The organism is Streptomyces sp. 3MP-14 (assembly GCF_006334905.2).
Classification (GTDB): domain Bacteria; phylum Actinomycetota; class Actinomycetes; order Streptomycetales; family Streptomycetaceae; genus Streptomyces; species Streptomyces triticirhizae.
Genome location: NZ_VDLZ02000010.1, coordinates 271,388 through 294,120, shown reverse-complemented (window position 1 = coordinate 294,120; position 22,733 = coordinate 271,388). Strand labels below are relative to the sequence as shown.

General features: G+C 73.0%; 18 protein-coding genes and 2 pseudogenes. 5 read left to right on the top strand and 15 right to left on the bottom strand.

The window, feature by feature from the left end; translation table 11 throughout:
• The 4 genes from FH609_RS18580 to FH609_RS18565 all read right to left on the bottom strand — a co-directional run.
• Positions 1 to 310, bottom strand: a 310-nt coding sequence (locus FH609_RS18580; protein ID WP_139668975.1) for a WXG100 family type VII secretion target, incomplete at its 3' end; no start/stop codon positions are given.
• Between the two features lie 146 nt (positions 311 to 456).
• Positions 457 to 978, bottom strand: coding sequence for a tetratricopeptide repeat protein (locus FH609_RS18575; RefSeq protein WP_139668973.1), 522 nt, complete (start codon positions 976 to 978; stop codon positions 457 to 459).
• A 117-nt stretch (positions 979 to 1,095) separates the two neighbouring features.
• Complete coding sequence (locus FH609_RS18570; protein WP_139668971.1) at positions 1,096 to 1,938, bottom strand: MOSC domain-containing protein; 843 nt, start codon at positions 1,936 to 1,938, stop codon at positions 1,096 to 1,098.
• 9 nt (positions 1,939 to 1,947) lie between these two features.
• The gene (locus FH609_RS18565) at positions 1,948 to 3,267 is read right to left on the bottom strand and encodes an MFS transporter (protein ID WP_139668969.1); all 1,320 of its coding nucleotides are present in this window, start codon (positions 3,265 to 3,267) and stop codon (positions 1,948 to 1,950) included.
• Between the two features lie 69 nt (positions 3,268 to 3,336).
• On the opposite strand from FH609_RS18565, the gene FH609_RS18560 reads away from it, so the two are divergent.
• Positions 3,337 to 3,909 (top strand): CGNR zinc finger domain-containing protein, encoded by a 573-nt coding sequence (locus tag FH609_RS18560; protein ID WP_226961785.1) that lies wholly within the window; start codon positions 3,337 to 3,339, stop codon positions 3,907 to 3,909.
• Positions 3,910 to 3,919: 10 nt separating this feature from the next.
• Here FH609_RS18560 and FH609_RS18555 read toward each other — a convergent pair whose 3' ends face one another.
• Together FH609_RS18555 and FH609_RS18550 are read right to left on the bottom strand one after the other, a co-directional pair.
• Complete coding sequence (locus FH609_RS18555) at positions 3,920 to 4,618, bottom strand: DsbA family oxidoreductase (RefSeq protein WP_139669028.1); 699 nt, start codon at positions 4,616 to 4,618, stop codon at positions 3,920 to 3,922.
• Between the two features lie 113 nt (positions 4,619 to 4,731).
• Positions 4,732 to 5,595, bottom strand: a complete 864-nt coding sequence (locus FH609_RS18550) for an SDR family oxidoreductase (RefSeq protein WP_139668965.1) — start codon at positions 5,593 to 5,595, stop codon at positions 4,732 to 4,734.
• A 181-nt stretch (positions 5,596 to 5,776) separates the two neighbouring features.
• On the opposite strand from FH609_RS18550, the gene FH609_RS32305 reads away from it, so the two are divergent.
• Positions 5,777 to 6,418: a winged helix-turn-helix transcriptional regulator gene (locus FH609_RS32305; RefSeq protein WP_319789606.1), complete on the top strand. Its 642-nt coding sequence runs from the start codon at positions 5,777 to 5,779 to the stop codon at positions 6,416 to 6,418.
• A 70-nt stretch (positions 6,419 to 6,488) separates the two neighbouring features.
• Here the strand turns inward: FH609_RS32305 and FH609_RS18540 are convergent, their stop codons facing one another.
• The 5 genes and pseudogenes from FH609_RS18540 to FH609_RS32445 form a co-directional block, all read right to left on the bottom strand.
• Complete coding sequence (locus FH609_RS18540) at positions 6,489 to 7,592, bottom strand: sensor histidine kinase (protein ID WP_139668963.1); 1,104 nt, start codon at positions 7,590 to 7,592, stop codon at positions 6,489 to 6,491.
• Entirely contained in the window at positions 7,589 to 8,323 is a 735-nt protein-coding gene (locus FH609_RS18535) for a response regulator transcription factor (protein WP_139668961.1), read from the bottom strand. The genes FH609_RS18540 and FH609_RS18535 overlap by 4 nt, the downstream gene beginning before the upstream one ends.
• Before the next feature lie 36 nt (positions 8,324 to 8,359).
• Positions 8,360 to 10,057, bottom strand: coding sequence for a serine hydrolase domain-containing protein (locus tag FH609_RS18530; RefSeq protein WP_193317941.1), 1,698 nt, complete (start codon positions 10,055 to 10,057; stop codon positions 8,360 to 8,362).
• Positions 10,058 to 11,363: 1,306 nt separating this feature from the next.
• Positions 11,364 to 11,522 (bottom strand): annotated as a pseudogene (locus FH609_RS32450) (DapH/DapD/GlmU-related protein); the annotation flags it as partial.
• Positions 11,523 to 11,600: 78 nt separating this feature from the next.
• Positions 11,601 to 11,762 (bottom strand): annotated as a pseudogene (locus FH609_RS32445) (hypothetical protein); the annotation flags it as partial.
• 276 nt (positions 11,763 to 12,038) lie between these two features.
• On the opposite strand from FH609_RS32445, the gene FH609_RS18520 reads away from it, so the two are divergent.
• Genes FH609_RS18520 through FH609_RS18510 form a run of 3 tightly spaced genes read left to right on the top strand, consistent with a single transcriptional unit; the run spans position 12,039 to position 15,270 of the window.
• Entirely contained in the window at positions 12,039 to 13,682 is a 1,644-nt protein-coding gene (locus tag FH609_RS18520; RefSeq protein WP_405378998.1) for a hypothetical protein, read from the top strand.
• A gap of 40 nt (positions 13,683 to 13,722) precedes the next feature.
• Positions 13,723 to 14,631, top strand: a complete 909-nt coding sequence (locus FH609_RS18515; protein WP_139668953.1) for an ATP-grasp domain-containing protein — start codon at positions 13,723 to 13,725, stop codon at positions 14,629 to 14,631.
• Positions 14,632 to 14,643: 12 nt separating this feature from the next.
• Positions 14,644 to 15,270 carry an O-methyltransferase gene (locus FH609_RS18510; protein WP_139668951.1) on the top strand — a complete coding sequence of 209 codons (627 nt, stop codon included), beginning with the start codon at positions 14,644 to 14,646 and terminating at the stop codon, positions 15,268 to 15,270.
• Positions 15,271 to 15,350: 80 nt separating this feature from the next.
• Here FH609_RS18510 and FH609_RS18505 read toward each other — a convergent pair whose 3' ends face one another.
• The 4 genes from FH609_RS18505 to FH609_RS18490 form a co-directional block, all read right to left on the bottom strand.
• A complete protein-coding gene (locus FH609_RS18505) occupies positions 15,351 to 15,626 on the bottom strand; it encodes a DNA-binding protein (RefSeq protein WP_139668949.1) in 276 nt (91 codons plus the stop codon).
• 52 nt (positions 15,627 to 15,678) lie between these two features.
• Entirely contained in the window at positions 15,679 to 16,641 is a 963-nt protein-coding gene (locus FH609_RS18500; RefSeq protein ID WP_139668947.1) for an aminoglycoside phosphotransferase family protein, read from the bottom strand.
• A 148-nt stretch (positions 16,642 to 16,789) separates the two neighbouring features.
• Positions 16,790 to 17,671, bottom strand: coding sequence for a barstar family protein (locus FH609_RS18495; protein WP_226961784.1), 882 nt, complete (start codon positions 17,669 to 17,671; stop codon positions 16,790 to 16,792).
• Complete coding sequence (locus FH609_RS18490; RefSeq protein ID WP_193317940.1) at positions 17,664 to 22,379, bottom strand: DUF6531 domain-containing protein; 4,716 nt, start codon at positions 22,377 to 22,379, stop codon at positions 17,664 to 17,666. The genes FH609_RS18495 and FH609_RS18490 overlap by 8 nt, the downstream gene beginning before the upstream one ends.
• Between the last annotated feature and the right edge of the window lie 354 nt (positions 22,380 to 22,733).

The following is a 22,733-nucleotide window of genomic DNA, read 5'->3' as shown; positions in this document are numbered from 1 at the left end:
CCATCCCCTGCGCCGTCTGCAACTTCGGCCAATACGTATGCAACGCCTGAGCACAAAGGGCGTACGAATCCTCCAACTTGGTCAGATTGTCCGGCACACCCTCGAACTCCGAACGAAACGCATCAGCCGACAACCCCGCCCAGTCCAAAACGGCGCGCTCGGACGCCAACCCCCGAATCTTCCCCAACGCCTCACCCACATCATCGGCGAACTCCTGGAGATCATCCGCCAGATCCCGCACCTCATCCGGGTCCCCCGGCGTCGGGTCCCGATCCATATCCACCGGCGACCAGTCACTCGGACGCGCCATCCCACTGCCCTCCCCCGTTCTGCCAACCGGTCCACGGTAGCGCCGCTGGACGCGACATCGGCGTTCTGTGACAGGGCTGTGAAACGGGTGGACGTACTGTTACCGCACCTGTGTGCACCATGATCGGCGCGGTGGAGGCGGCGTGGTCAGGCGGGCCAGGTCTCGTCGAGGCGGTCGGCGTAGTACTCGATGGCCTTGCGGTAGTCGGCGACCTCGGGGTCCCCGCTGGTCGCGGCGAGCAGGTGGAGCAACAGGCGTACGGCCTCCCCGTGTTCGCCGGTGTTGTGCAGCGCCATGGCGAGGAAGGTCCGCAGGCCGCCGTTCTCCGGGAACTCCTCGACGCCGCGCCGCAGCGTTTCCACCGCCTCGGGGTAACGGCCCAGCGCGCGGTAGCTGCTGCCCAGGCCGAGGAACGCGCCCTGGCGGTCGGCCGGATCGAGCGCTTCGCCGGCGTCGATGGCCCGGTGGTAGAACGGCAGGGCCTCCGCCTCCAGGCCCAGCGCGTCGTGGGTGCAAGCGGTCTGGTAGGCGATCTCGGCGTCGTCGGGGAACTCCTCGCCGAGCGCGAGGAGTTGCTTCCTGGCGCGGTCCGACTCGCCCGCGCTGCGCAACGCGATGGCCTCGTCGATCCGCTGCCGCCTGCTCGTCGGGTTCTCTCCGCCGCTCATTGCGTTCCTCTCGCCGTTCGTCTCGCTGTTCGTCGCGCTGGTCATCGTCTGTCGGGCTGGCGCGGGGTGGTTCGCCGGGCCGGCTCGGCGCGGCTCAGCGGGCCGGCTCGGCGCGGCTCATCGGGCCGGCTCGGCGTGTGGTGCGGGCTCCGTCACCAGTTCGGTCGGGGCGTCGCCGACCGCCAGCGAACCGGGGCGCAGCACCGCGAACTTGGCGCCGAAGACCACGCCGCCGGCCGGGTGGCGGCGGTAGTCGGCGAGGGTGCGCAGCGGCTCGGGCCCGGCGCGGCGGCCGGTGCGCTGGTCGACCAGGGTCACCGCGCAGCGCACGGCGAGCTTGGCGAAGCCGAGGCGGACCCCGCCGAGGGTGAGGGCGCGGTAGCGGTCCTCCCCGTGCGGGGCGGCGACCCCGTCGAGGACGACGTTGGGGCGGAACCGGTCCATGGGCAACGGGGGTTCGTCCCGGTCGGCGAGGCGTTCGTTGAGCGCGGTCAGCGAGGCGCGGCTGACCATCAGCACGGCCGTGCTGTCGGCGTAGCCACTGGTGCCCGGCGTCAACCCGTCGGTGACGCGCCGATGGTCGGGCGGCACCCGCACCAACCGGCAGGCGCGGCCGAGGAGTTCGCTGAACCACTCGGCGGCGGGCTCGCCCTGGTCGATCCCGGTGAACGGCTGGCCGAAGAGCGTCACCGGGCGGGTCGGGCCCTTCGCGTTCACCGGCACGGTGAGGGCGCCGAACCCCGGTGCGGCGACGGTGAGTTGGCGGCCGTCCTCAGTCAACGAGGGGCGGGCCAGGGCGAGTCGGGGGTCGGCGCGCTGGGTGCGGTGGTCGCCGTCGGGGTCGGTGACCATGAACGCGCGGTCGTGTGGCAGGCCGGCGGGCCCGACGTGCGCGGCGTCGTGGGACACCCCGGCGCAGCCCTTGATCGGGTAACTGACCAACGCGCTGATCCGAACCATGCCGTGAGCCTACGGCCCCGACCCGGCCGGGTCGCCGGGGGCCGCCACCGGACGCGGGGCGGCCGGGCCCCGGGCGCGGCCCGCCGGCCCGGCCAGCGCCCGGTGCAGGACGGCGGCCGCCAGCTGGCAGGCGGCGATGGCCAGCAGCAGGAGCGTCGGGGGCCGCGCGGCCGCCAGGCCGACCGCCGCCGCGCCGAGCGAGGCGGCCGTCAGCTTCAGCCCGGCGCCCAGCGTGAACACCTGTGCGCGGGCGTGCGCGGGGGCGTGCGCGGCCCGCGCCCGCAGGGTCGCGGTGAGCAACGGCCCGTCGCAGCAGCCGGCCAGGGCGTACAGCGGCAGGGCCGTCGCGGTCGTGGGCGCCCAGGCCGCCGCGCCCAGCGCCAGGCCGAGGCCGAGCAGCGACCGGCGGGCGAGCCGCCCGGGCTCCATCGCGCGGGGCGCGGCGAGTGAGCCCGCGAGCGCGCCGGCCGCGAAGGCGGTGAGCAGCAGGCCGGCTGCGCCCGCCGCGCCAAGGTCCTCGGCGCGCAGCACGCTGGCGGTGGTCAGCCCGCCGAGTCCCAGCGCGGCCAGCGTGCTGGCCAGGGTGATGGCGCGCAACGGGCGCACGGCCACCACGGCGCGCGCCCCGGCGAGCAGGTCGGCGCGCAGCCGGGTTTCGCGCGCCGGCGCGCGGCGGCCCAGGGGAAGCGTCGCGGCCAGCGGCGCGGCCGAGGCGGCGAGGAGCGCCAGCGCGACCAGGGCGGCCGCCGGCGAGGCGGCCGCCGCCAGGAGCGCGACCAGGGCCGGGCCGCCGAGCGAGGCCGCGTTGTAGCCGGCGGAGTCCCAGGCGTAGGCCCGGCCGACGGCGCCGGCCCCGGCCCCGGCCTCGATGACGCCGGCCCGGACGACGAACGCCGCCCGGGCGGCGTTCGTCGTCCGGGCGGCGTTCGTCGTCCGGGCGGCGTTCGTCGTCCGGCTCGTCAACGCGCCGACCACGCTGGAGAGTCCACCGGAGACCATGGGACCGCAGGTCCCGCCCGCGAGGGCGACGGCCAGCACCCACGGGGTCGGCGCCCGGCCGACGAGCACGCTCAGGGACCCGATGGCCAGCGCGAAACAGGCCAGCGCCCCCGCGCACAGCAGCGCGGGCCGGCGCGCCCGCGCCAGCAACGCGCCGGTCAGGGGCGCGGTGACCACATGCGGCAGCAGCCAGGCCGTGACGACGAAGGCCCCCTCGGCCGCGGCCCCGGTGCGGTCCAGCGCCAGCAGCACCACGGCGATGCCCATGCCCTCGTCGGCCATCCGGGCCAGGAAGGCCGTGACCAGACAGCGCACCAGCGGTCCGTTCATCCCGCCCCTCCCGCCGTAATGCCTTATGCAGATAAGACGTTACCCGGGCTTCGGGGAAGAATGGGTGCCGTGCCCAGAGCAGAGCCGTCCGGTGCGGGAGTTCGCACGCCCGGCTACCAACCCGCGCAGCGCGCCGTCGCGTTGGCGAACGCCGTGCGCGCCGAGCCCGGGCTGTCCCGCGCCCGGCTGGCCGAGCTGCTGGTGCGGCACGGCGAACGCCCTGCGGACGTCGGCCCGTTGGCCCTCACCGAGGCCGACGCCGCCGCGCTGCGCGCCGCCGCCGACCGGATCGGCGAGCTGCTGGCCGAGCCGGACATCGACCGCGCCGCCGAGGCGCTCAACGCGCTGCTCGCCGCGTGCGGCGCCCGCCCCCGGCTCTCCCGCCACGACGGCACGCCGTGGCACCTCCATGTGGACGGCGGCGACGACGCGCCATGGGCGGACTGGCTCCTCGCGTCCAGCGCCCACGCGTTGGCCCAACTCCTGAGCGAGCATGGCGGGTTGGCCTGGGCGACGTGTGCGGCGCCGGGCTGTGAACGGTTCCTGCTGACGCCGGGGCGGGGCAGTCCGCGCCGGCACTGCTCCCCCGCCTGCGCCAACCGCGCCCGGGTCGCCGCCCACCGCCGCCGCCACGGCGGCTAACCGTCCGCAGTCAGCAGGCGCCGTCGGGGCCGCAGACCGCGCCGTCGGCGGCCTCGCCCGTTCCGCCGAGCGGCGTCAGCGGCTGGCGGTCGCCCCACGCCCGGGTGAGTGCCTCGGCGAAGACCTCGGTGGGCTGGCCGCCGGAGACTCCGAAGCGGCCGTCCAGGACGTAGAACGGCACGCCGTTGGCGCCGAGTTGGGCGGCGGCCCGCTGGTCGGCGTGCACGGCGTCCCGGTAGGCCGCCGGATCGTCGAGGACCCGGCGGGCCTCGGCCGGGTCGAGGCCCGCCTCGTCGGCGAGGCGCACCAGCGCCTCGGTGCCGAAGAGGTCCTCGCCCCTGGCGAAGTTCGCCGCGTACAGCCCCTGCAACAGCCGGTGTTGGAGCCCGCGCTCCCCGGCCAGCTGGAGCAGCCGGTGGGCGTCCAGCGTGTTGCCCACCAGGCGGTCGCTGCGGTAGGCCAGCCCCTCCGCCTCGGCGAGCGCGACCAGCCGGCCCTCCATCTCGGCGGCCTGCGGGCCGAACCGCCGGCCCAGCACCTCGGCGATGGGCTCGGTGGCGCCGGGCTCCCGGCTCGGGTCGAGTTCGAAGGAGCGGTGCACGACCTCCACCCGCTCCCGGTGCGGGAACGCGGCCAGTGCCTTCTCGAAGCGGGCGAGGCCGAGGTAGCACCAGGGGCAGACGATGTCGCCCCAGATCTCGACGCGCATCCCGGGAACGGCGTCCGCCGGCCGGCCCGTCTCCGTTGGCTCCGTTGTCTCGGTCATCGTGTACTCCCGCGTGCAGGTTAGAGGTTGGGGTCGGGGTGGTCGGGGTGTCGGGTTCAGCCGGCGCGCAGCGCCTCCGCGACGCTGTCCGCGAGCGGCGTCGTGGGCCGCCCCAGCAACGTGGGCAGTTCGTCGGTGACCGTGGCCAGCGCGCCGGCCGCGACCCCGAGGTCGGCGTCGACGAAGATGTCGACGGCGGCCGGCGGCAGCCCGTCGGCGGCGAGCGCCCTGGCGAGTTCCTCGCCCGGCAGGTCACGGTAGACCACGGGCTTACCGGAGACCTTCGCCGCTTCGGCGGCCAGGTCGGCCAGGGTCCAGGCGGTCGAGCCGGTCAGTTCGTAGACGCGGCCGGCCTGGTCGTCGCTGGTCAGCACGATCGCGGCGGCCTCCGCGTAGTCCGCCCTGGCGGCGGAGGCGACAAGGCCCTCGCCGGCCGCGCCGAACAGCTCGCCCCTGGCGACGGCGCCGGGCAGCAGCCACAGGTAGTTCTCCGTGTACCAGCCGTTGCGCAGCAGCACCGAGGGGATGCCGGACTCGGCGATGGCGCGCTCGGTGGCGCGGTGCACCTCGGCCAGGCCCAGCGGGTTGGTGTCGGCGTTGACGATGGAGGTGTAGGCGAGCAGTTCCACGCCGGCAGCGCGCGCGGCGTCGATGACGGCGCGGTGCTGCGCGATCCGGACCTCGTCGGGGCCGACCGAGGAGACCAGCAGCACCCGGCGGGCGCCCTCCAGGGCCGGGCCCAGGGTCTCCGGGCGGTCGTAGTCGGCCTCCCGCACGACGACCCCGAGGGCGGCCAGATCGGAGGCCTTCTCCGGATTTCGGACCGCCGCGACCACCTCGCCGGCGGGAACGCCGCGCCTCAGCAGGGCGCGGACCACGCCGTTCCCCAGTCCGCCGGTGGCTCCGGTGACAACGATCATGAACAGGACTCCTCAAACGCTCGCGCCTGACCTCTGTGTCGGCTGGTGACGGCCGGGTTCGGCCGGGTCGGCGGAGCACGGCTCCGCGCCCGCCGACGGCCCACCGTACACGCACTTTTTGACAGCACAAACTTTTCGACAGTGCTGCGGCGCGGTAGGCTCAACGCCAGGGAGGTGGGCCATGAACGCGATCACTCCGGAGGAAGAGCGCGAGGCCGAGCGGCTGGCCTATGACGTCTTCGCCCGGGACTGCCCGTCCCGGGAGGTGCTGGAGCACCTGACCGGGCGGTGGGGAGTGCTGGTCATGGCGGGCCTGCGCAAGAAGGGCCCGGCCCGGTTCAACCACCTGCGCCGCCGGATCGACGGGGTCAGCGAGAAGATGCTGGCCCAGACGCTCCAGGCGTTGGAGCGCGACGGCTTCGTGGCGCGCGAGGTGCTGGCCGTGATGCCGCCCAAGGTCAACTACTCGCTGACCCCGCTCGGCGAGAGCACGGCGGACCATCTACTGGCCCTGATCGACCACATCGAACGGGAGATGCCGGCGCTGCTCGACCGCCGCGAGAGCGGAAGCGAAACGGAGGACCAGTCCGACTCCGCGCGCGAACCGGAGAACAACTCCGGTTCGAGGAGCGGAACGGAGAACAACTCCGGTTCGAGGAGCGAAGCGGAGAACGGGTCCGGTTCGAGGAGCGAAACGGAGAACGGGTCCGGTTCGAGGAGCGAAACGGAGAACGGGTCCGGTTCGAGGAGCGAAACGGAGAACGAGTCCGGGCTCGGCAGGGAAACGGAGAACGACTCCGGGTCGCCGGTCGCCGCCCGTTGAGACACCCGGCCGCACGTCGCGGCCCGTCCGCCGGCCCGGCACGCGGTCGCGCAACGGCGCGGTCCGTCGGTCAACGGCGCAGCGTCAGGCGGAAGGTGCTGCCCGGGTGCGCGTCGGCGACGGTGACCCGGCCGCCGTGGGCCTGGGCGACCTGGTGGGCGATGGGCAGGCCCAGGCCGCTGCCCTCGGTGTCGGGCCGGCCGCGCCAGAACCGTTCGAAGATCCGCTCGCGCTGCTCCTCGGGAACGCCGGGGCCCCGGTCCGTCACGGTCACGCTCGCCTCGGTCGGCGTCAGTTCGACGGCCACCCACACGGGCGTGCCGGCGGGGGCGTAACGGAGCGCGTTGTCCACCAGGTTGGCGACCGCGCGCCGCACCGTGGGGCCGTCCACGGCGCACACCGCGCGCTCGGGCGCGTCCAGCCGCAGCGCCATCCGGCGCGCCTCGGCCAGCACCGACGCCTCCTCGACGACCCCGCGCACCAGCGCGGCGAGGTCGACCGGCGCCCGGTCCAGGGTCCTGGCCCGGCCCCTGGCCTCGACCAGCAGCTGGTCGATGACCGCGCCCAGCCGCTCGGCGGCGCGGTGGGAGCGGGCCAGTCCCTGGCGCAGCAGGTCGAGATCCGGCTCGGGGTGGGCCAGCAGCACCTCGGCGTTGGTCACCAACACCGAGAGCGGGACGCGGAGTTCGTGGCTGGTCTCCTCGACGAGGCGCCGCTGGGTGGTGGCCGCGGCCTCCAAGCGGCCCAGCATCGCGTCGAAGCTGGCGGCCAGCGACACGACCTCGCCGGGGCCGCGCGTCAGCGCGATGCGGCGGCTGAGGTCGCTCTCCTCGATCTCCTCGGCGACCCGTCGGATGCCCTCGATGGGCCGCACCACGCGGCCGGCCCACCACCAGGCCACGCCGGCCGCCGCCGGGCCCAGCGCCACCACGGTCCAGCCGACCCAGGGCGACCTGCCGCCCTCCGCCCCGGCCCCGGCCCCGGCCCCGGCCCCGGCATCGTCCCCGGCGTCGGCATCGTCCCTGCCGTCGACCCGGACCACTCCGCCGTCGATCTGCTCGACGTTCTCCGTCTCGGTGACCAGCAGCACGCCGAAGAGCAGCAGCACCGGCACATAGCCGGCGAGGAAGCCCAGCACGGCCAGCCGCACCCGCAGCGAACGCCACCACCTCACGGCGCCTCCCGCAGCCGGTAGCCGGCGCCGGTCACGGTGTGGATCAACGGTGGCTCGCCCAGCTTGCGGCGCAGCCGGCTGAGGATCACCCGGACCGAGCCGGTGAACGGGTCGGCGTTGGCGTCCCACACGTGCTCCAGCAACTCCTCGGCGGACAGCACCTCCCCCGGGCGGTGCAGGAAGTACCGCAACAGCGCGAACTCCCTTGTGGTCAGGCGCACTTCGCGGCCGGCGCGGCGCACCTCGTGCGTCGCCTGATCGAGCGTCAGGTCTCCGACGCCGAGCACGGCGCCGCGCTCGTCCGACCGGCGGGCCAACGCCCGCAGCCGGGCCAGGAGTTCGGCGAAGTGGAACGGCTTGACCAGGTAGTCGTCCGCGCCCGCGTCCAGCCCGGCCACCCGGTCGGCGACCGCGTCCCGGGCGGTCAGCAGCAACACCCGCGCCGGCCGGCGCAGTTGCGGGCCACTACTGTCGCGGGAACCGCCGTCGCGGGAACCGCCGTCGCGGGAACCGCCGTCGCCACCGTTACCGCCGAGCGAGCGCAGCAGGTCGAGGCCGTCGCCGTCGGGCAGCCCCAGGTCCAGGCAGGCCACGTCGTAGGCGGTGACGGCCAGCAGCTCCTCGGCCTTGGCGCGGGTGGCGGCGCGGTCAACGGCGTAGGACGCGTTCCGCAGGCCCAGCGCCACCAGGTCGGCCAGGTCCTCGTCGTCCTCCAGCAGCAGGATGCGCATGGCGTGAGTCTCCCCCAACGGTCCCGGCCGGGCGTCTCAGCCGGTGGCGGTGACGGAGCCGGCGGGGCCTTCGAGGGTGAGCGTGCCGTCCCCGAAGGTCGCCGTCACCTCGGGCGCCCCGCCGGCGGGATCGACGGGGCGGTAGCCGCCGTCGGCCGAGGGCAGCAGCGTCAGCGACGGCGGGCTCGCCGGACCCTCGGCGCCCGCGACGGCGCCGCCCTCGTCCAGCGCGTACCAGAGGGTGAGGGTCGCGTCGCCGCCGACGACCGTCACATAGGTGCGCGGCTCCCCGCCGGCGACCACGGTGCCCTCGAAGGTCACGTCCCCGATCGGCCCCAACTCCTCCTCCAGCAGGGCGCGTTCCTCCCGCCCCTCCGGCGTGTCCCCGGCCAGCAGGCCGGCCACGGCCCGCTCGTGCGCGGCCAGGTCGTCGGCGGTGAAGCCGCCGCCCGGCGGGTGGAGCGCGGCCACCGCCTCGGCGCCGAACGGGGTGACCTCAAGGCCGTCCTCGCCCGCCGCGACCTCGAACGTTCCGCCGTCCGGCAGCCGGTAGCGGCCGGCGACGGCGGCCAGCTCCGCCGGGTCGACCTCGGCGGCCGGCCCCTCGGGGGCGGGCGGCGTCCCCCCGGTGAGCAGCGCCTCGCCGACCGCGCGCATCAGCTCCTCGGCCGTGATCTCCTGGGTGTTGGAGGCGATCGCCACCGCGCGTTCCCGCTCGGGCAGCCAGGCGACGGCCACGTCCTGGCCGGTCGCGCTGCCGCCGCCGGCGACCGCCAGCACCGGCGCGCCGAAGACCTCGGCGTCCAGGGCGACCCAGCCCGGGGTCTCGGCGCCGCCGTCGCCGTGCTCGAAGCCGGGCGTGGCGACCCGTTCGGTGGACTCGGGCGACAGCAGCTCGCCGGTGAACAGGGCGTCCGTCCAGGCCGCCAACTGCCCGGTGGTCGCGGCCAGATCGCCCGACCCGGCGAGCGCCCAGTGCGGGCCGGCGAAGTCGCCGCGCTGCTCGCTCGGCCCGTTCTCGCCGTAGCCCACGGCGCGCGGGCCCGGCGCGGCCGGCTCCCCGTCCCAGAAGCCGCCGGCCACGGTGCCGTCGGGCAGCGGCAGGATCTCCTCGGCGAGATGGGCGCGGTGGCCGCGGTCGGACCGTTCGTCCACGATCAGCGCCAGCAGGGTGTAACTGGCGTCGCTGTAGCGGAAGTCGGTGCCCGGCGCGAACGCGGGCTCGGCCGCGTTGAGCGCGGCGATCGCCTCGGCGCGGGTGAGCGGGCGGTGGTCCTCGCCGACATGGCCGGTCAACCCGCCGGTGTGGAGCAGGAGTTGTTCGACGGTGACGGCGGCGGCCGGCCCTTCGAGGCCGGGCAGGAGCGCGCCGGCCTGATCGTCCAGGGCGAGCGCGCCGGCGTCGGCGAGGTCGAGCACGGCGGCTGCGGTGAACGCCTTGCTCACCGAGCCGAGGGCGAAGACCGTGTCCACGGTGACGGGTTGGTCCCGCTCCCGGTCGGCCGTCCCGTAGGCGGCCAGGCACTCGGGGGTGCCGCCGTCCAGCACGGCGACGCCGCCGCTGAAGCCGGCTTCGGCCCAGGCGCCGAGCGCGGCGTCCAGCGCGGGCGGGCAGCTGGCGGCGTTCGGCCCGCCGGTGGGCTGGCCGCCGGCGGCCGTGTCGTCGGAGTCCGCCGTCGCGGAGCACCCGGCGAGCGCCGCCCCAACGACCGCCAGCACACCGGCCGTTGCCATGGCCGCGCGCCACCGGCGGCGGCGCCGTGCCCGTAGTCCCTCACGTGCGGCTCGTGGTTCGCTTCGTTCCATGGGGCGACGGTAGGAAGCGGGGTGCGAACCTGAGGTGAACGGGCGCGGCGCCGCCGGGCGGAGCATCGTGGGTGGTCAACTAACCCAGCTGGACCACCGGTTCGGGGCGGTGGACGCCGGCCGGGCGGTAGCCGAGGGACTCGGCGACGCCCACCAGGTCGGCCAGGTACCAGAGGGTGGCCAGCCACATCTCGGTGCCCTGGAGCCCGGGCCGGTCCTCCCGCCCGGCCGGCCCTGCGGCCGGCGGCTGGCGGAACGGGAAGCCCGCCCCGTCCACCCAGCGCTCCAGCAGCGGGCCGCACTGGCCGGCGGCCCAGGCCGCGACCTCCTCCGCCCGGTGGCCCTGCACCTGCCGCGCGGCCAGCCACAGCGGGTGCGCCACGTCGAGGACGTTGCACGCCGTGGTGCGCCCCGGCCCGAAGTGGCGGGCATCGGCGGCGTGCCGCAGCACCGTGTCGACCACCCGCTCCGGATACGGCACCGGCAGCCCGAACTGGGCGAACGAGCCGCGCGCCGCCCGGTAGTAGCCGTTGACCGGCTGGAGCAGCCCGTCGGCCGCCCGCTCCTCGCTCCACAGCCCGGTCCCCGGCCGGCAGTGCGTCAGCAACCAGCCGAAGAGCACGTCGAGTTGGCCTCGGGCGCGGTCGGGTCCCGCCGGGTCGAGCGACAGGTTCCAGTAGAGCGCGGTGCCCAGTGCGTCCACCCCGGCGCCCGCGCCCCAGCCCCGGTTCCGCCAGGGCAACTCGGCCAGCACGAGGCGGAGTTCGTCGGCGTCGAGCGCGGCGACCGCGCCCACGGGGTGGGCGAACGAGGAGCCCAGCAGGTCCAGCGCGTAGCCCAGACTCAGCACGTGGTAGTCGGCGTCGCCGTCGGCACCGAAGCCGGCGGGCGGCGGGCCGTGCCGGCCCGTCTCACTCAGCCCCGCCGTCAGGCCGGTCGTCGGGTCCTGCCCCTGGCGCAGCCGCCGGACGTGTTCGGCGGCCGGCAGTTGCGCGGGGGCCCGGCCGTGGAGCAGGGCGAGGATCTCGACGGCGTCGGCGTGCGCCCGCAGGGTGGGCGGCGCGTCGGGGGCGTCCAGGTAGCGGCCGGTGGGGGTGCCGTCCGGGGCGGTCGCGTCCGGCTCCCAGACGCGGGCCACCACGGCGTCGGCCTGCGCGCGGGCCCGGTCGGCGAACTCAGCGAGTCGGGCGCCGAGTTCGGCCCGCTCGTCGCGGCGCGACCGGCCCGGCGCGCGCCGGTCGCGGATCACCCGCGCCGGGTTGCCGCCGACCACCGCCCACTCCGGGACGTCGCGGGTGACCACGGCGCCGGCGCCGATCACCGCGTGCGCGCCGACGGTGACGCCGTCCAGCAGCACGGCGTGGGAGCCGATCCACACGTCGTCGCCGACGACGATGCCGCGTTCGCTGGTCGGCTGGCGGAAGACGGGCCGGTCGGGCGCCATCCCGTGATTGAACCCGAGGATCGAGGCGTGGGCGCCGATCCGCACCCCGTCGCCCAGCGTCACCGTGCCGCGCACCACGGCGAACGGGTTGACCGTGCAGTCGTCGCCGGCCGTGACCGTGCCGGTGAGATAGGCGTGGGCCGCGACATAGCAGCGGGCGCCGAGCCGGAGGGCGGTCGGCTGGACCATCGCCAGCTCAGAGAGGAAGGTGCGGTCCCCGATCGCGCTGTCGCCGGCCGGGTCGGTCGCCGCCAACACGGCGCGCTGCCGGGCCCGTTGGGCCGCCCGCCGCTCCTCGTCGGCCCGTTCCCAGAACAGCCAGGCGTTGTAGTCCAGCAGGCGCGGGTCGTCGGGGCGGTCGGGCTCCTGGACCGGGTCGGGCTGGTCGGCGGGGTCGGGCTGGTCGGTGGGGGCGGGCTGGTCGCGGTGGTCGGTGGGGTCGGTGTTCGCTTCGGCCGGGGCGGAATGGTGCGGAGACATGGCGGTGAACGAACCTCTGCGCTGGGCGGTGCTTCCGCCCGCATCGTCCCCCGCCCGTTCGTTCCCGTCCACACCCGGCCGTTCCGCCCGCGCTGGCACCGCCGCCGGAACGGCCCCTGCCCGAGTGCCGCCCGCCTAGACTGGCCCTCCGTCGCGGGGGCCCGCCGGCCGAGGGGAGAACGGGTGGCGATCGAGGTGCCGCGCCGGGCCGTGCTCTCCCGGCCGCTGTCGGTCCCGTTGATCGCCACCGTGGTGGTCGCGCTGCCGCTGGCCGTCGCCGCACAGCCGGGCATCGGGCTGCGGGACACGACGTTCTGGCTCCAGCTGGTGGTGGCCTGCTACGCCGGGGTGCGGCTGTGCGCGATGGTGCTGTCCGGCCGACGGCGGCTGATCCAGGGCGCTTTCTGGCTCTTCGGCTATCTGGCGATGGGCATCGCGCCGTTGGCGCAGAGCGTGTTGGGCCGCGACCCGACGCCCGTGCTCGGCCCGCGCGAGGACACCCAGCTGGCCACCGCGCTGGTGCTCTGCGGCATGGTCGCCTTCGACGTGGGGGCGCTTCTGGCGCGGCTGCGCCCGCTGGGCAGGGAGCGGGGCCGGCCGGCCAGCGTGCATCGGGGGCGGCTGGCGCTGCTGGTGCTGCTCGCGTACGTGGCCAGCGGCCTGCTGATCGTGCAACTCGGTGGCCCCGGCGTGTTCTTCACGAGTCGTCAGGAGATCAGCGCCAGCCTCGCCGAGGCGACGGGCGCGCCGGCCGACGGGGCGGACGGCGGCGGGGAGGCGGGCAGCGCGCTGCTGCGCGGCTTCGGAACGGTGCCGGCGATGCTGGCGTTGCTCTTCCTGACCCGCTGGCTGGTCACCTCGCGCGCGGCGCGGCGCCGGCCGGCCGTGGTGCTGCCGTGGGCCGGGCTGCTGGTGCTCAACGCGATCGTCAACAACCCCATCTCCAATCCGCGTTACTGGTTCCTCACGGTGCTCTTCGCGCTGTTGTTCACCATCTTCCCGCGCAGCCCGGTGATGTACCGGGCCGCGCTGGCGGTGGGGCTGGCGGTGGCACTGCTGGTCTTCCCGTTCACCGACCGGTTCCGCTACGACGAGGACGCGCGGCGGCCACTGGAGACGGACTCCGTCCTGGAGCCGCTGGTGGTCAAGGACTACGACCAGCTGAACATGTTCGCCAACACCGTCACCTTCGCCGGCGACGGCCACGGGCACTCCTACGGCGAGCAACTCGCGGGCGCCGCGCTGTTCTTCGTGCCGCGCGGCGTGTGGAGCGACAAGCCGGAGGACACCGGCTTCCTGGTCGGCGGCTGGATGGGCACCGACAGCGCCAACCTCTCCTCCCCGCTGTGGGCCGAACTGTGGCTGGACTTAGGCCCGTTGGGGATGACGGCCGGCTTCGCCGCGATCGGCTACCTGGCGGCCCGCACCGACCGCCGCTACGTGCGGCGCACCGTGGACGACCCCTCGCCGGGGAACGTGCTGGCCGTGGTGGTGCCGGTGCTCGCCGGCTACAGCTTCATCCTGCTGCGCGGCTCGCTGCTCCAGGCGTCCGGCCGCATCGGCATCGCGCTGCTGTGCCTGGCGCTGGTCACCACCTTCCGCCCTTCCCGCCGATCCGAGCTGCGGTGAACGGTCCGCATTCCTGGCCGGATTTCCTAGGCTGGGCGGCATGACCGAGGAGACCCAGGTGCCGCGACCGAGCCTGCCGCCCCAGGTGCTGTTCCCGTGCGATCCGCTCAACCCCCGCCGGACGGACGGGCACTTCGCCGCCGAGGCCCGCGCGGTGCGGGAACGCGGCGGCACGGTCGCGCTGATCGACCACGACGCGCTGCTGGCCGGCGACGCGGCCGGGGCCGTCGCCCGCGTGCCGCGCGGGCTGGGGGCGGCCCGGTACCGGGGGTGGATGATCCCGGTCGACGACTACGCGGCGCTGGCCGTGGCGCTGGCGGCGCGCGGCGCGGAGCTGCTGACCACACCGGACCAGTACCGTTCAGCCCACCAACTCCCGGGCTGGTACGGGGTGTTCGCGGCGCACACGCCGGCCAGTCGCTGGCTGGCGTGTGCGCCAGGGGAGGTCCCGGCCGAGGCGGAACTGGCGCGGCTGGCCGCCGAGTTGCCGGCCGGGGCGGGCATCGTCAAGGACTGGGTCAAGTCCCGCAAACACGAGTGGGACACCGCCTGCCACGTTCCCGACCTGCGGGACCCGGCGGGGCTGCGCCGGGTGGTGGCCGAACTGGTCGCGTTGCAGGGCGAGTTCCTCGCCGGCGGAGTGGTGCTGCGGGCGTTCGAGACGTTCACGGGGCCCGAGGTCCGCGTCTGGTGGCGCGACGGCGAGCCGCGCCTGCTCACGCCCCACCCGGACGCGGAGGACCCCGCCATCCCCGCGGTACCGGCCCCGACGCTGAACCAACTGGCGTCCTGTGTGGGGGCGTTGGGCTGCTCCCTGGTCACCACGGATGTGGCGCTGCGGAGCGACGGGGTCTGGCGGGTGATCGAGGTCGGCGACGCCCAGGTCAGCGACCGCCACCCCGCCGTCGCCCCGGAGGAGCTGGCCGCCCTCTTCGCCCCGGCGGAGTGAGGGGCGCGGCGCATGGCCCTGCACGGCACCCGGGCCCATGGAGCCGGTGACGCGCTGCCGTCGCTGGTCCGGCGGGCCCTCGACGCGGCTCGCGCGAACGGGTTCGCGTTCTCCTGCCGGCCCGAACAGGGCCGCCTGCTCCAGCTGTTGGCGGCGGGAGCGCCGACCGCCATCGGCGAGACCGGGACCGGCTGTGGCGTCGGCCTCGCCTGGTTGGCCTCGGGCGCGCGCCCGGGCACCCGGCTGACCAGCGTGGAACGGGACCGGGGGCGGGCCGGCGTCGCCCGGGACGTCTTCCGGGACGACGACCGGGTCGAGATCCTGCACGGCGACTGGCGGCGCGTCGAGGAACGGGGCCCGTACGACCTGCTGGTGCTCGACGGCGGGGGCCAGGCGAAGGGGGGCGGTGCGGGACGGGCGGCCGGCGAGAGCGCCGCCGATCCCGCGCGGCTGCTGGCGCCCGGCGGAACCGTGGTGATCGACGACTTCACCCCGGCCACGACCTGGCCGCCCCGGTTCAACGGGGCGCCGGACGCGGCCCGACTGCACTGGCTTGCCCATCCGGAGCTCCGCGCCACCGAACTGCGGCTGGCCCCCGACCTCGCCGTGATCGTCGGCACCCGCCTCCCGAGCGCGTGACCACCGGCGAGCCGGCCGCCCGCCGGCATCGGGACCCGACAGCGGCCCCGCGCCCGGCGCCTCCACCGAAGCGCACCCGTTCAGGGGCGTGACCGATCCAGGAACTCGGCCAGCCACGCCTCGTAGTCGGCGCTCCCGTGAAGCGGGGTCGCGGGCGCGGCCGGCAGGTCCGCGCCGGCCAGGCGGTCCAGCGCGGTCCACACAGCGTCATCCGCCAACTCCGGCGCGTTTCCCGCCATCTCCGCCAGCGCCCAGTCGGCGGAGGTGGCCGCACTGCCGGGGTCGGCGAGCAGGAGCCGCAGGCGGCGTTCGATCTCCGCCCCCAGGTCGGTCCGTTCGCCGCGCGACGCGCTCATCGCGGGGTGCTCATCTCGGGGCGGTCATCGCGGGGCGCGCATCTCGAGGCCGTCATCGGCGCGGCCGGTCTCGCAGCACCTCGGCGACGCGGCGATCCGGCGCGGCGTGCGAGGACTGTCCGTCGTGGCCGCTTTCGATCTCCCAGAGCAGGTTCTGGAGGATGCGGGCCTGCGTCCAGGCCACCGCGCGGTCGCGGTCCAACCCAAGAATCTCCGTCATCAGGTCGAAGCGGCGCAGCACCGCTCGCGCCACGTCGCCGATGGCGGTCACCTCCTCCCAACGGTTGTGGAGCGCGGGCAGCAGCTCGAACGCCGGGTCGCCGGCGAGCGGCTTGGGGTCGATCGCCAACCAGTCGGCGCGCCGGTCGCCGTCGGGGAGCGGGGCCAGCACGTTGCCGTAGTGCAGGTCCCAGTGGAGCAGCCGGTCGCCCGCGCCGTCCGGCAGCACCTCGGCGAGCGCGCCCGCGCAGTGGTCGAGCAGCGCGCGCGACGCCGGATCGCCGGCGTGCTCGCGTGCGGCGGGGGCGCGGCGCAGCAGGTCGGCGGCGATGTCGGCGAGGCGGCGCAGCCCGGGCGGGGCGGGGGTGGCGGTGAGCTGGGCGAGGCGTTCGCTGAGCAGCCGAAGCGCCTCGTCGGCGTCGGGCACGGTCGCCAACGAGCGGGTGGCGTCGAGGCGTTCGAGGAGCATCGTGCCGGTCTCGGGGTCGTGCTCCAGGAGCCGCACCGCGCCCTCGCCGCGCCAGGCGCGCAGCGCGGCGGGTTCACCGCCGGTCTCCTCGTCGACGGGCTGGAGCTTCAGCACGGCGGCCGTGCCGTCGGCGCGCAACACGGGGAGCACCAGCGCGACGGCCCCGCTGGCCGCCGGGCCGTCCGGCGTCAACGCCCAACGTTCCAGAAGCTGTTCGGCGAGCGCCGGCAGCCCGGCGGTCCAGGCGCGGCCGGCGGCGCCGAAGTGCGTGACATGCGCGGCGGCCAGGGTGGCGGGCACCTCGATCGGCGGACGGGGGCGGCTCATGCGGGCACCTCGGGTGGTCGGGTCGGCGTGCCGGGGCGGGGCGCCCGGCCCCCGGGCGTCCCGCAGCGGGGCATCCTCATCGAACCCCGGCTCATCCCCGATCGCCAACTCCATTGCGGCCGCCCACGGCAGCGGCCCACCCCGGCAGTCACTCCAGGACGAGACGCACCTGGTGACGTTCCAGAGTGTCGCGAAGAATCTCGAAGTACGTGGCCTCGCCGGCGCCCGTCATCACTCGCCGCGCGAGGTGGCGTCGTGCCACGGAGGAGTCCTCCCAGAGGATGGAGCAGGGCGGCGTGAGGCCATAGCCGCCCAACAGGCAGTCCTCAAGTGCCATGGGGTTGCTGCCAAAGTAGCCACCGGGCCCGTTTACCGCTTCTCCCAGGGCGCAGAAGAAGCTCGCCAGATCCTCGATGTCCTTCCCCGGCAGACGAATCACGTCGCGATGGTGCTGGCCGTCCCCTCGGTCCTGCCGTCCGCCCCCCTGGTACAGAGACGCGACCTCCACCCAGCCCTCCCGCTGCCCCGGCGGAATAGCGACCCAGTGCCGTAGCTCGACCGGCGGTCCCGAACGCCACGCCATCCACACGGAAAGCGCTCGGTGGTGCGGGAGGGAACCAACCTCTCCGGCAAGCAACAAACGACAGGTTCCGTCGGCTTGCGCACTTCTCGACAGCACCTCACACGCCGCCACATGGTAGGTGCCGATCGTTTCGCCCGTGCGCCCCTCAATGTTCAACAGCAGGTTGCCCACGTGCGAGTTGAGGTCACTGCCGGTCAACAGCCGTGCTCCGGTGGGAGGCGGACGGAGGTCATCGATCTCGAAGGTGATCCGTCCTCCGCGCTCCTCGCCCCAGCGCTCGAATTCCTCGTAGGCGCTTTCCGTGCCAGTGAAGAATCCCGACAGCTTCCGGAATGTGCCGAGTTCACTCGCATCCTCGCCGGCAAGCGCGAACGCCGGCAGGTCATCCTGCGGGGGCACGAACGACCGATCCGTCATGCCGTTGTTCTCCTTCGGGTCGTCAGCCACCTTCGGGGTACCAGGGGGCAGGGAAAAGCTTAATGGATCTGTAGTGGTCGGTTGTGTACCCGAGTTCACCGCGGGGATTCTGGAGAATCCTCCACTGGTTGTTGGGGGCTCCGGGAACCTCCCACTCTGTCGACCCGCCCCACCTGCGCCCCACTGCCGGCGGGACGTTTGAGCGATTGCCGCTCCATATCTTCTGCACCCCGTTGTTGTCTAGCCGTGGGGTGCCACGGCCGGCCCGGATCTCCTCGTACTGCTCCCTTATTGGCCGAGGAACCGGGTTGGGGTCGGACAGCCGCCTCGGCCGTTGGGGATGCGCAGCCAACCCAAGTGGGTCACTCCAGGTATGCGGGTTGTGCGGATAAGTGAAGACATTCGGCGCGGGCGCCAGCCCAAGGGGATCAGGAGTCACATAGCGCGCTGTCATCGGATCGTAGTGCCGATGAAAGTTGTAATGCCAACCCGTCTCAGCGTCCGCGTACTGACCGGGGAACCGCAGAGGGGTCGAGGCCTGCTGCTCGGTCGCGTCTAGCGGGACTCCCCAAACGTTCTTCCGCAACCGCCAGGCTACTTCTCCTGCTTCGTCGACGAGTTCACTGGGAGTTCCGACCAGGTCCGCGACGACCGCGTAGAACCGCCGATCGGTTTCGGCCCCGTCCTGCCACATTTCGCCGTCGGGACCGGGGGCAACAAGTACGCGCTCACTCTGGACAATCGGCTGGTTTCCACCGTACTCCCAGGTGGTGGCCACACGACGGCCATCATTCCCAACAGCGCACTGCTCGATCAGAGTTGACTCGTGCCAGGTGAAGTCGATCTGTTCGGCAACAGTGTGGCCGTCCTCGCTGATCCTCTGTTTCGCTGTTCGTCGGCCGAATGCGTCGTACACGTAGCGCCAGCGGACTCTCTCCGGGGTAACGACCTCGACCAGGCGATCCTCGGCGTCCCACGCGTATCGCCAGGTTCGAGTTGCACCCGAAAGTTGCTTGTGCTGCCGAAGGATTGGTCTACCTGCGGCATCGTGCTCGTATCGCGTTCCTCCCACCTTCTTGAGGAGGGTGCCCTCGTACTGGCGGGCGCCCCGCCCGTTGCCACTCGCGCTGACTTCAGAAGACCACTCGGCGTGGGCCTGGTTACCAGCGGGGTCGTATGCGTACCGCTCGAACCGGTCCCCCGGCCCCATCGCCGAAGTGACCCGCCCCAAGGCGTCCAGGGTGAAGGTCGATTCTCCCGAACCGCGAGAGAGCATGGAGGTAAGGTATCCATCCGGGCGATACGTGAAGGATTGATGACTGATCAGGTCCTTGCTCGCACCGGAGAGGGATTGGCGGACGAGGCGATCGTCCGCGTCCCAGGAGCGGTTCATGGCAAGGCTTCCCACTTGGCGAACGGTCTCGCGACCGCTCGCGTCATACCCGAAGGAAACCCTGTGGCCCGAGACGAGGAGGGTGACCGGGAGCCCGGCGGGGTCGTAGGTCCACGCGCTCTGAGTTCCCGTAGGAGTAGTTCGGGTCAGCAACTCGCCGAGCGGGTCACGCTTGAGGGAGAGTTTCCGCCCGTTGACCGTCTCATCGAGCAGTCGTCCCACAGCATCATAAATACGTTCCAGCTCAGTGCCCGGCGCGGTAGCCCGCACCACTCGGCCGGCACGGTCGTGCTCGTAGGCGATGCGCCGACCGTCCGACATCGACTTTTCGATTATTTCCCCGAGCGGATCACGCCTGTAGGTGACCTCTTGACCTACCGCATTCGTTCTGGATACCACTCGACCCAAAGCGTCATGGCTGTAGCGAATTACTCTCCCGTCAAAGTCCGCTTCTCTGACCAGGCGACCGGCAGGGTCGTACGAATACTCCCAGGAGAGATCCTGTGGATTGATGACTCGAGTCAACTGGAGTTCGGTGTCCCGCACAAACTCGTGACGGGCCCCGTCAGGATCGACCTGAGCGACAGGAAAATCGAAGACCCCGTACTCGAAAAGGGTGATCCCACCGTTTTCGTCTCTCAGGGCAACGAGATTCCCTTCCGCGTCGTAGTCCCATGCACGCTCCCAGCCGAGCGAACTGCGCCGAAGGCGAGGCTTCCCCTCTCGGGTCCACGCCATCTCGGTGACATCTCCCAGGGGCGTGGTGAGGCGGATGACCCGCCCAAAGGAGTCCCGGTCGTAGCGCGTCACAGCGCCGGTCGGATCGGTGACAGTGATCAATTGCCCGGCTGCGTCGCAGTAGATGAGGGTGCGCTGGCCGAGTGCGTCGGTGATCGTGGCCAAGCCGCCATGCTCGTCATAGGTGTACCGCGTGCGATGGCCGGTGGGTTCGAGGAGCACCGTTCGATTGCCACTGGCGTCGTAGGACTGCTGCCAGACCGCACCGGTTGGATCGACGATCGTGGTGGGCTGCTGGAACTCGTTGTACTCGGCGCGCGCCTGGCTGCCGTCGGGATGGGTGATGAGCGTGACGTTGCCGTGGTCGTCGTGTTCGTAGCGAGTGGTGTGGCCGAGGGGGTCGGTGGTGGTGAGGGTGCGGTCGTAGCGGTCCCAGGTGTGGGTGGTGGTGTGGCCCAACGGGTCGGTCTGGGAGGTCAGTTGGAAGGAGTCGTTGAACTGGTAGACCGTGTCGTGGCCAAGCGAGTCGGTGACGACCGTGCGGTGCGCCTCGTCGTAGGCGTAGCGGTACTCCAACGCCCGGTCGGTGCCGGTGGTATAGACGCAGCGGCCCTGCTCGTCGTAGGCGTAGGAGTACCAGTAGCCGTTGCGGTCCTCCCAACGGGACATCCGCGCGTGCTCGTCATAGGAGAACCTCAGGGGCAGGCCCGAGGAGTTGGTGATCTCGGCCAGCAGCCCGGCGGTGTCGTAGCCGTAGGCCAGCAGAGTCGGCTCATCGGGGTCGCTCAGCAGCGTCAGCGCGGTGACCCGACCGTCTGTGGTGGTGATGCCGAGGTGATAGCCGCCCGAGTGATGGATGTCGGTCGGCGCGCCGGTGTTGTCGTAGGCGAGTTGGATGCGGTTGTTGTTGCGGTCGGTGACCGCGATCAACGGCAGCTCCGCCCCGGGACGGCCGGGGGTGGCGGCGAAGTGGAGAGTGTGTCCGGTCTCCCGCTGGTGCACGCTCATCGGCGCCTCGGGCTGGCCGTCCCAGGACAGCGACCAACGCGGCCCCTCCACCGGAAACACCGGCTCACCCGGGATCGGACGCGGATACAGCAACGTCATCCCATCGGCGGTGAACAACCGCGCCCCATGCTCGTCCAACACCAGGCGCTGGTCCAAGGTGGACGCCCACGACGAGCCGAACCAACGCCCCGCCCGATAGGACGAGATGTGATGCCGCTCGATGATCAGCGGCAGCACGCCCGGCAGTTCGACATCCGTCGCCGACATCAACAGCTCGCCCGTGGCCACATCCACCGGGTCACCACAGGCGTTGCGCCCGTTCATCGGGATACCGTCGCCCCGGGTCCACCGGCCCAGCCGCAACGCGCCCTGCCGCAGACCCCGCAGCCCGGTCGAGGCCACACCCCGGAGTCCGCGCGCCAGTCCGCCCAGGGTGGTCAGGCCCTTCATGCCCGGAATGCAGTCCAATGCCGCGAACGCGACATCGAGCAGACCCGCCTCACCCTTGGCGTACTTGATCAACGTGTCCGCGAGCACGACCAGGGCGGCGGCCAACACCACCCAGGCCAACGGCCCTCCGATGATCATCACCACGATGCCGAGGACGGCGACGATCACCTTGCAGACCTCGACAATGGTGTCCCAGTTGTCGGTCACCCACTTGATCGCCTTCTCCCACCACTTCCGGTTCTGAATACCGGCATCGGACGCCTCCTCGATGCCCTGCGCACAGACCCGCGCCGCCTCCTCCCGCATCTCCTGCGCATCCAAAGCCAGTTGACGCGCGGCCGACAGACGCTCCTCCGCATCGTCCACCCGCCCCCGCGCCGCACCGGCCGCCGCCTCCGCCGCCTGCTGATCCCGAGCCGCCGCACGAACATCCGCCTCATCCGGCGGCTCAACGTTGTCGCGTTCCCCCTCCCGCTGGAGACGTTCGGCCTCATCTCCGGCCCGGCCGACCCAGTCCTGTGCGTCCCCCAACGCCGACTGGGCCGACGCCAGATCCGCCTGCGCCGAGACCGCCCGATCCGCCATCCCCTGCGCCGTCTGCAACTTCGGCCAGTAGGTATGCAGCGCCTGAGCACAAAGGGCGTACGAATCCTCCAACTTGGTCAGATTGTCCGGCACACCCTCGAACTCCGAACGAAACGCATCAGCCGACAACCCCGCCCAGTCCAAAACGGCGCGCTCGGACGCCAACCCCCGGATCTTCCCCAACGCCTCACCCACATCGTCGGCGAACTCCTGGAGATCATCCGCCAGATCCCGCACCTCATCCGGGTCCCCCGGCGTCGGGTCCCGATCCATATCCACCGGCGACCAGTCACTCGGACGCGCCATCCCACTGCCCTCCCCCTCCGCGTTCGGCCCTGCCCCTACCGACACTAATCTAGAGATGAGTGGGCGGACCGACTTCAGTAACGGCTCGCCCGGTCGGGCCTTCTCCCGCTTGAACGACGGCCGTAGCAGCGTGACACCCTGCCAGGCCAGATCCGCCTCGAACTCTTGGGAGGCGAAGCCCTTGTCCGCGATCAGCAGCAGTCCGGGCCGGTCGCGGGCCAGGTGCGGCTCGCGGTCGAGCATCGCGGTCAGCAGCACCCCCGCCGGCATGCCGATCCCTGAGCCCTGGCCAGCCCGAAGATCGACGAACGGGGCTACTGCCGCTCACACAGTTGAGGGAGGTAGGGGAACATACCGCACAGGTGTTCGTGGGCGAATCGCAGCCAGCGTGCCTCGGAGAGGAAGCCGAGTAGGACCTGCGCGACTGCGAGGCAGACGAGCTCGGAGTCACTCAGACGCGGCGGTCTGCCGATCCACCGGATCCGTCCGATCTCGTCGTCGATCTTCACGTACCAGTGCGGTCAACAGGGTGTTCAGGTCTTGCGTCACAACATGATCCTGAACACCCTCTCCTCATGCCTGACCACCGGCCCCAGACATAGGACTCACGCG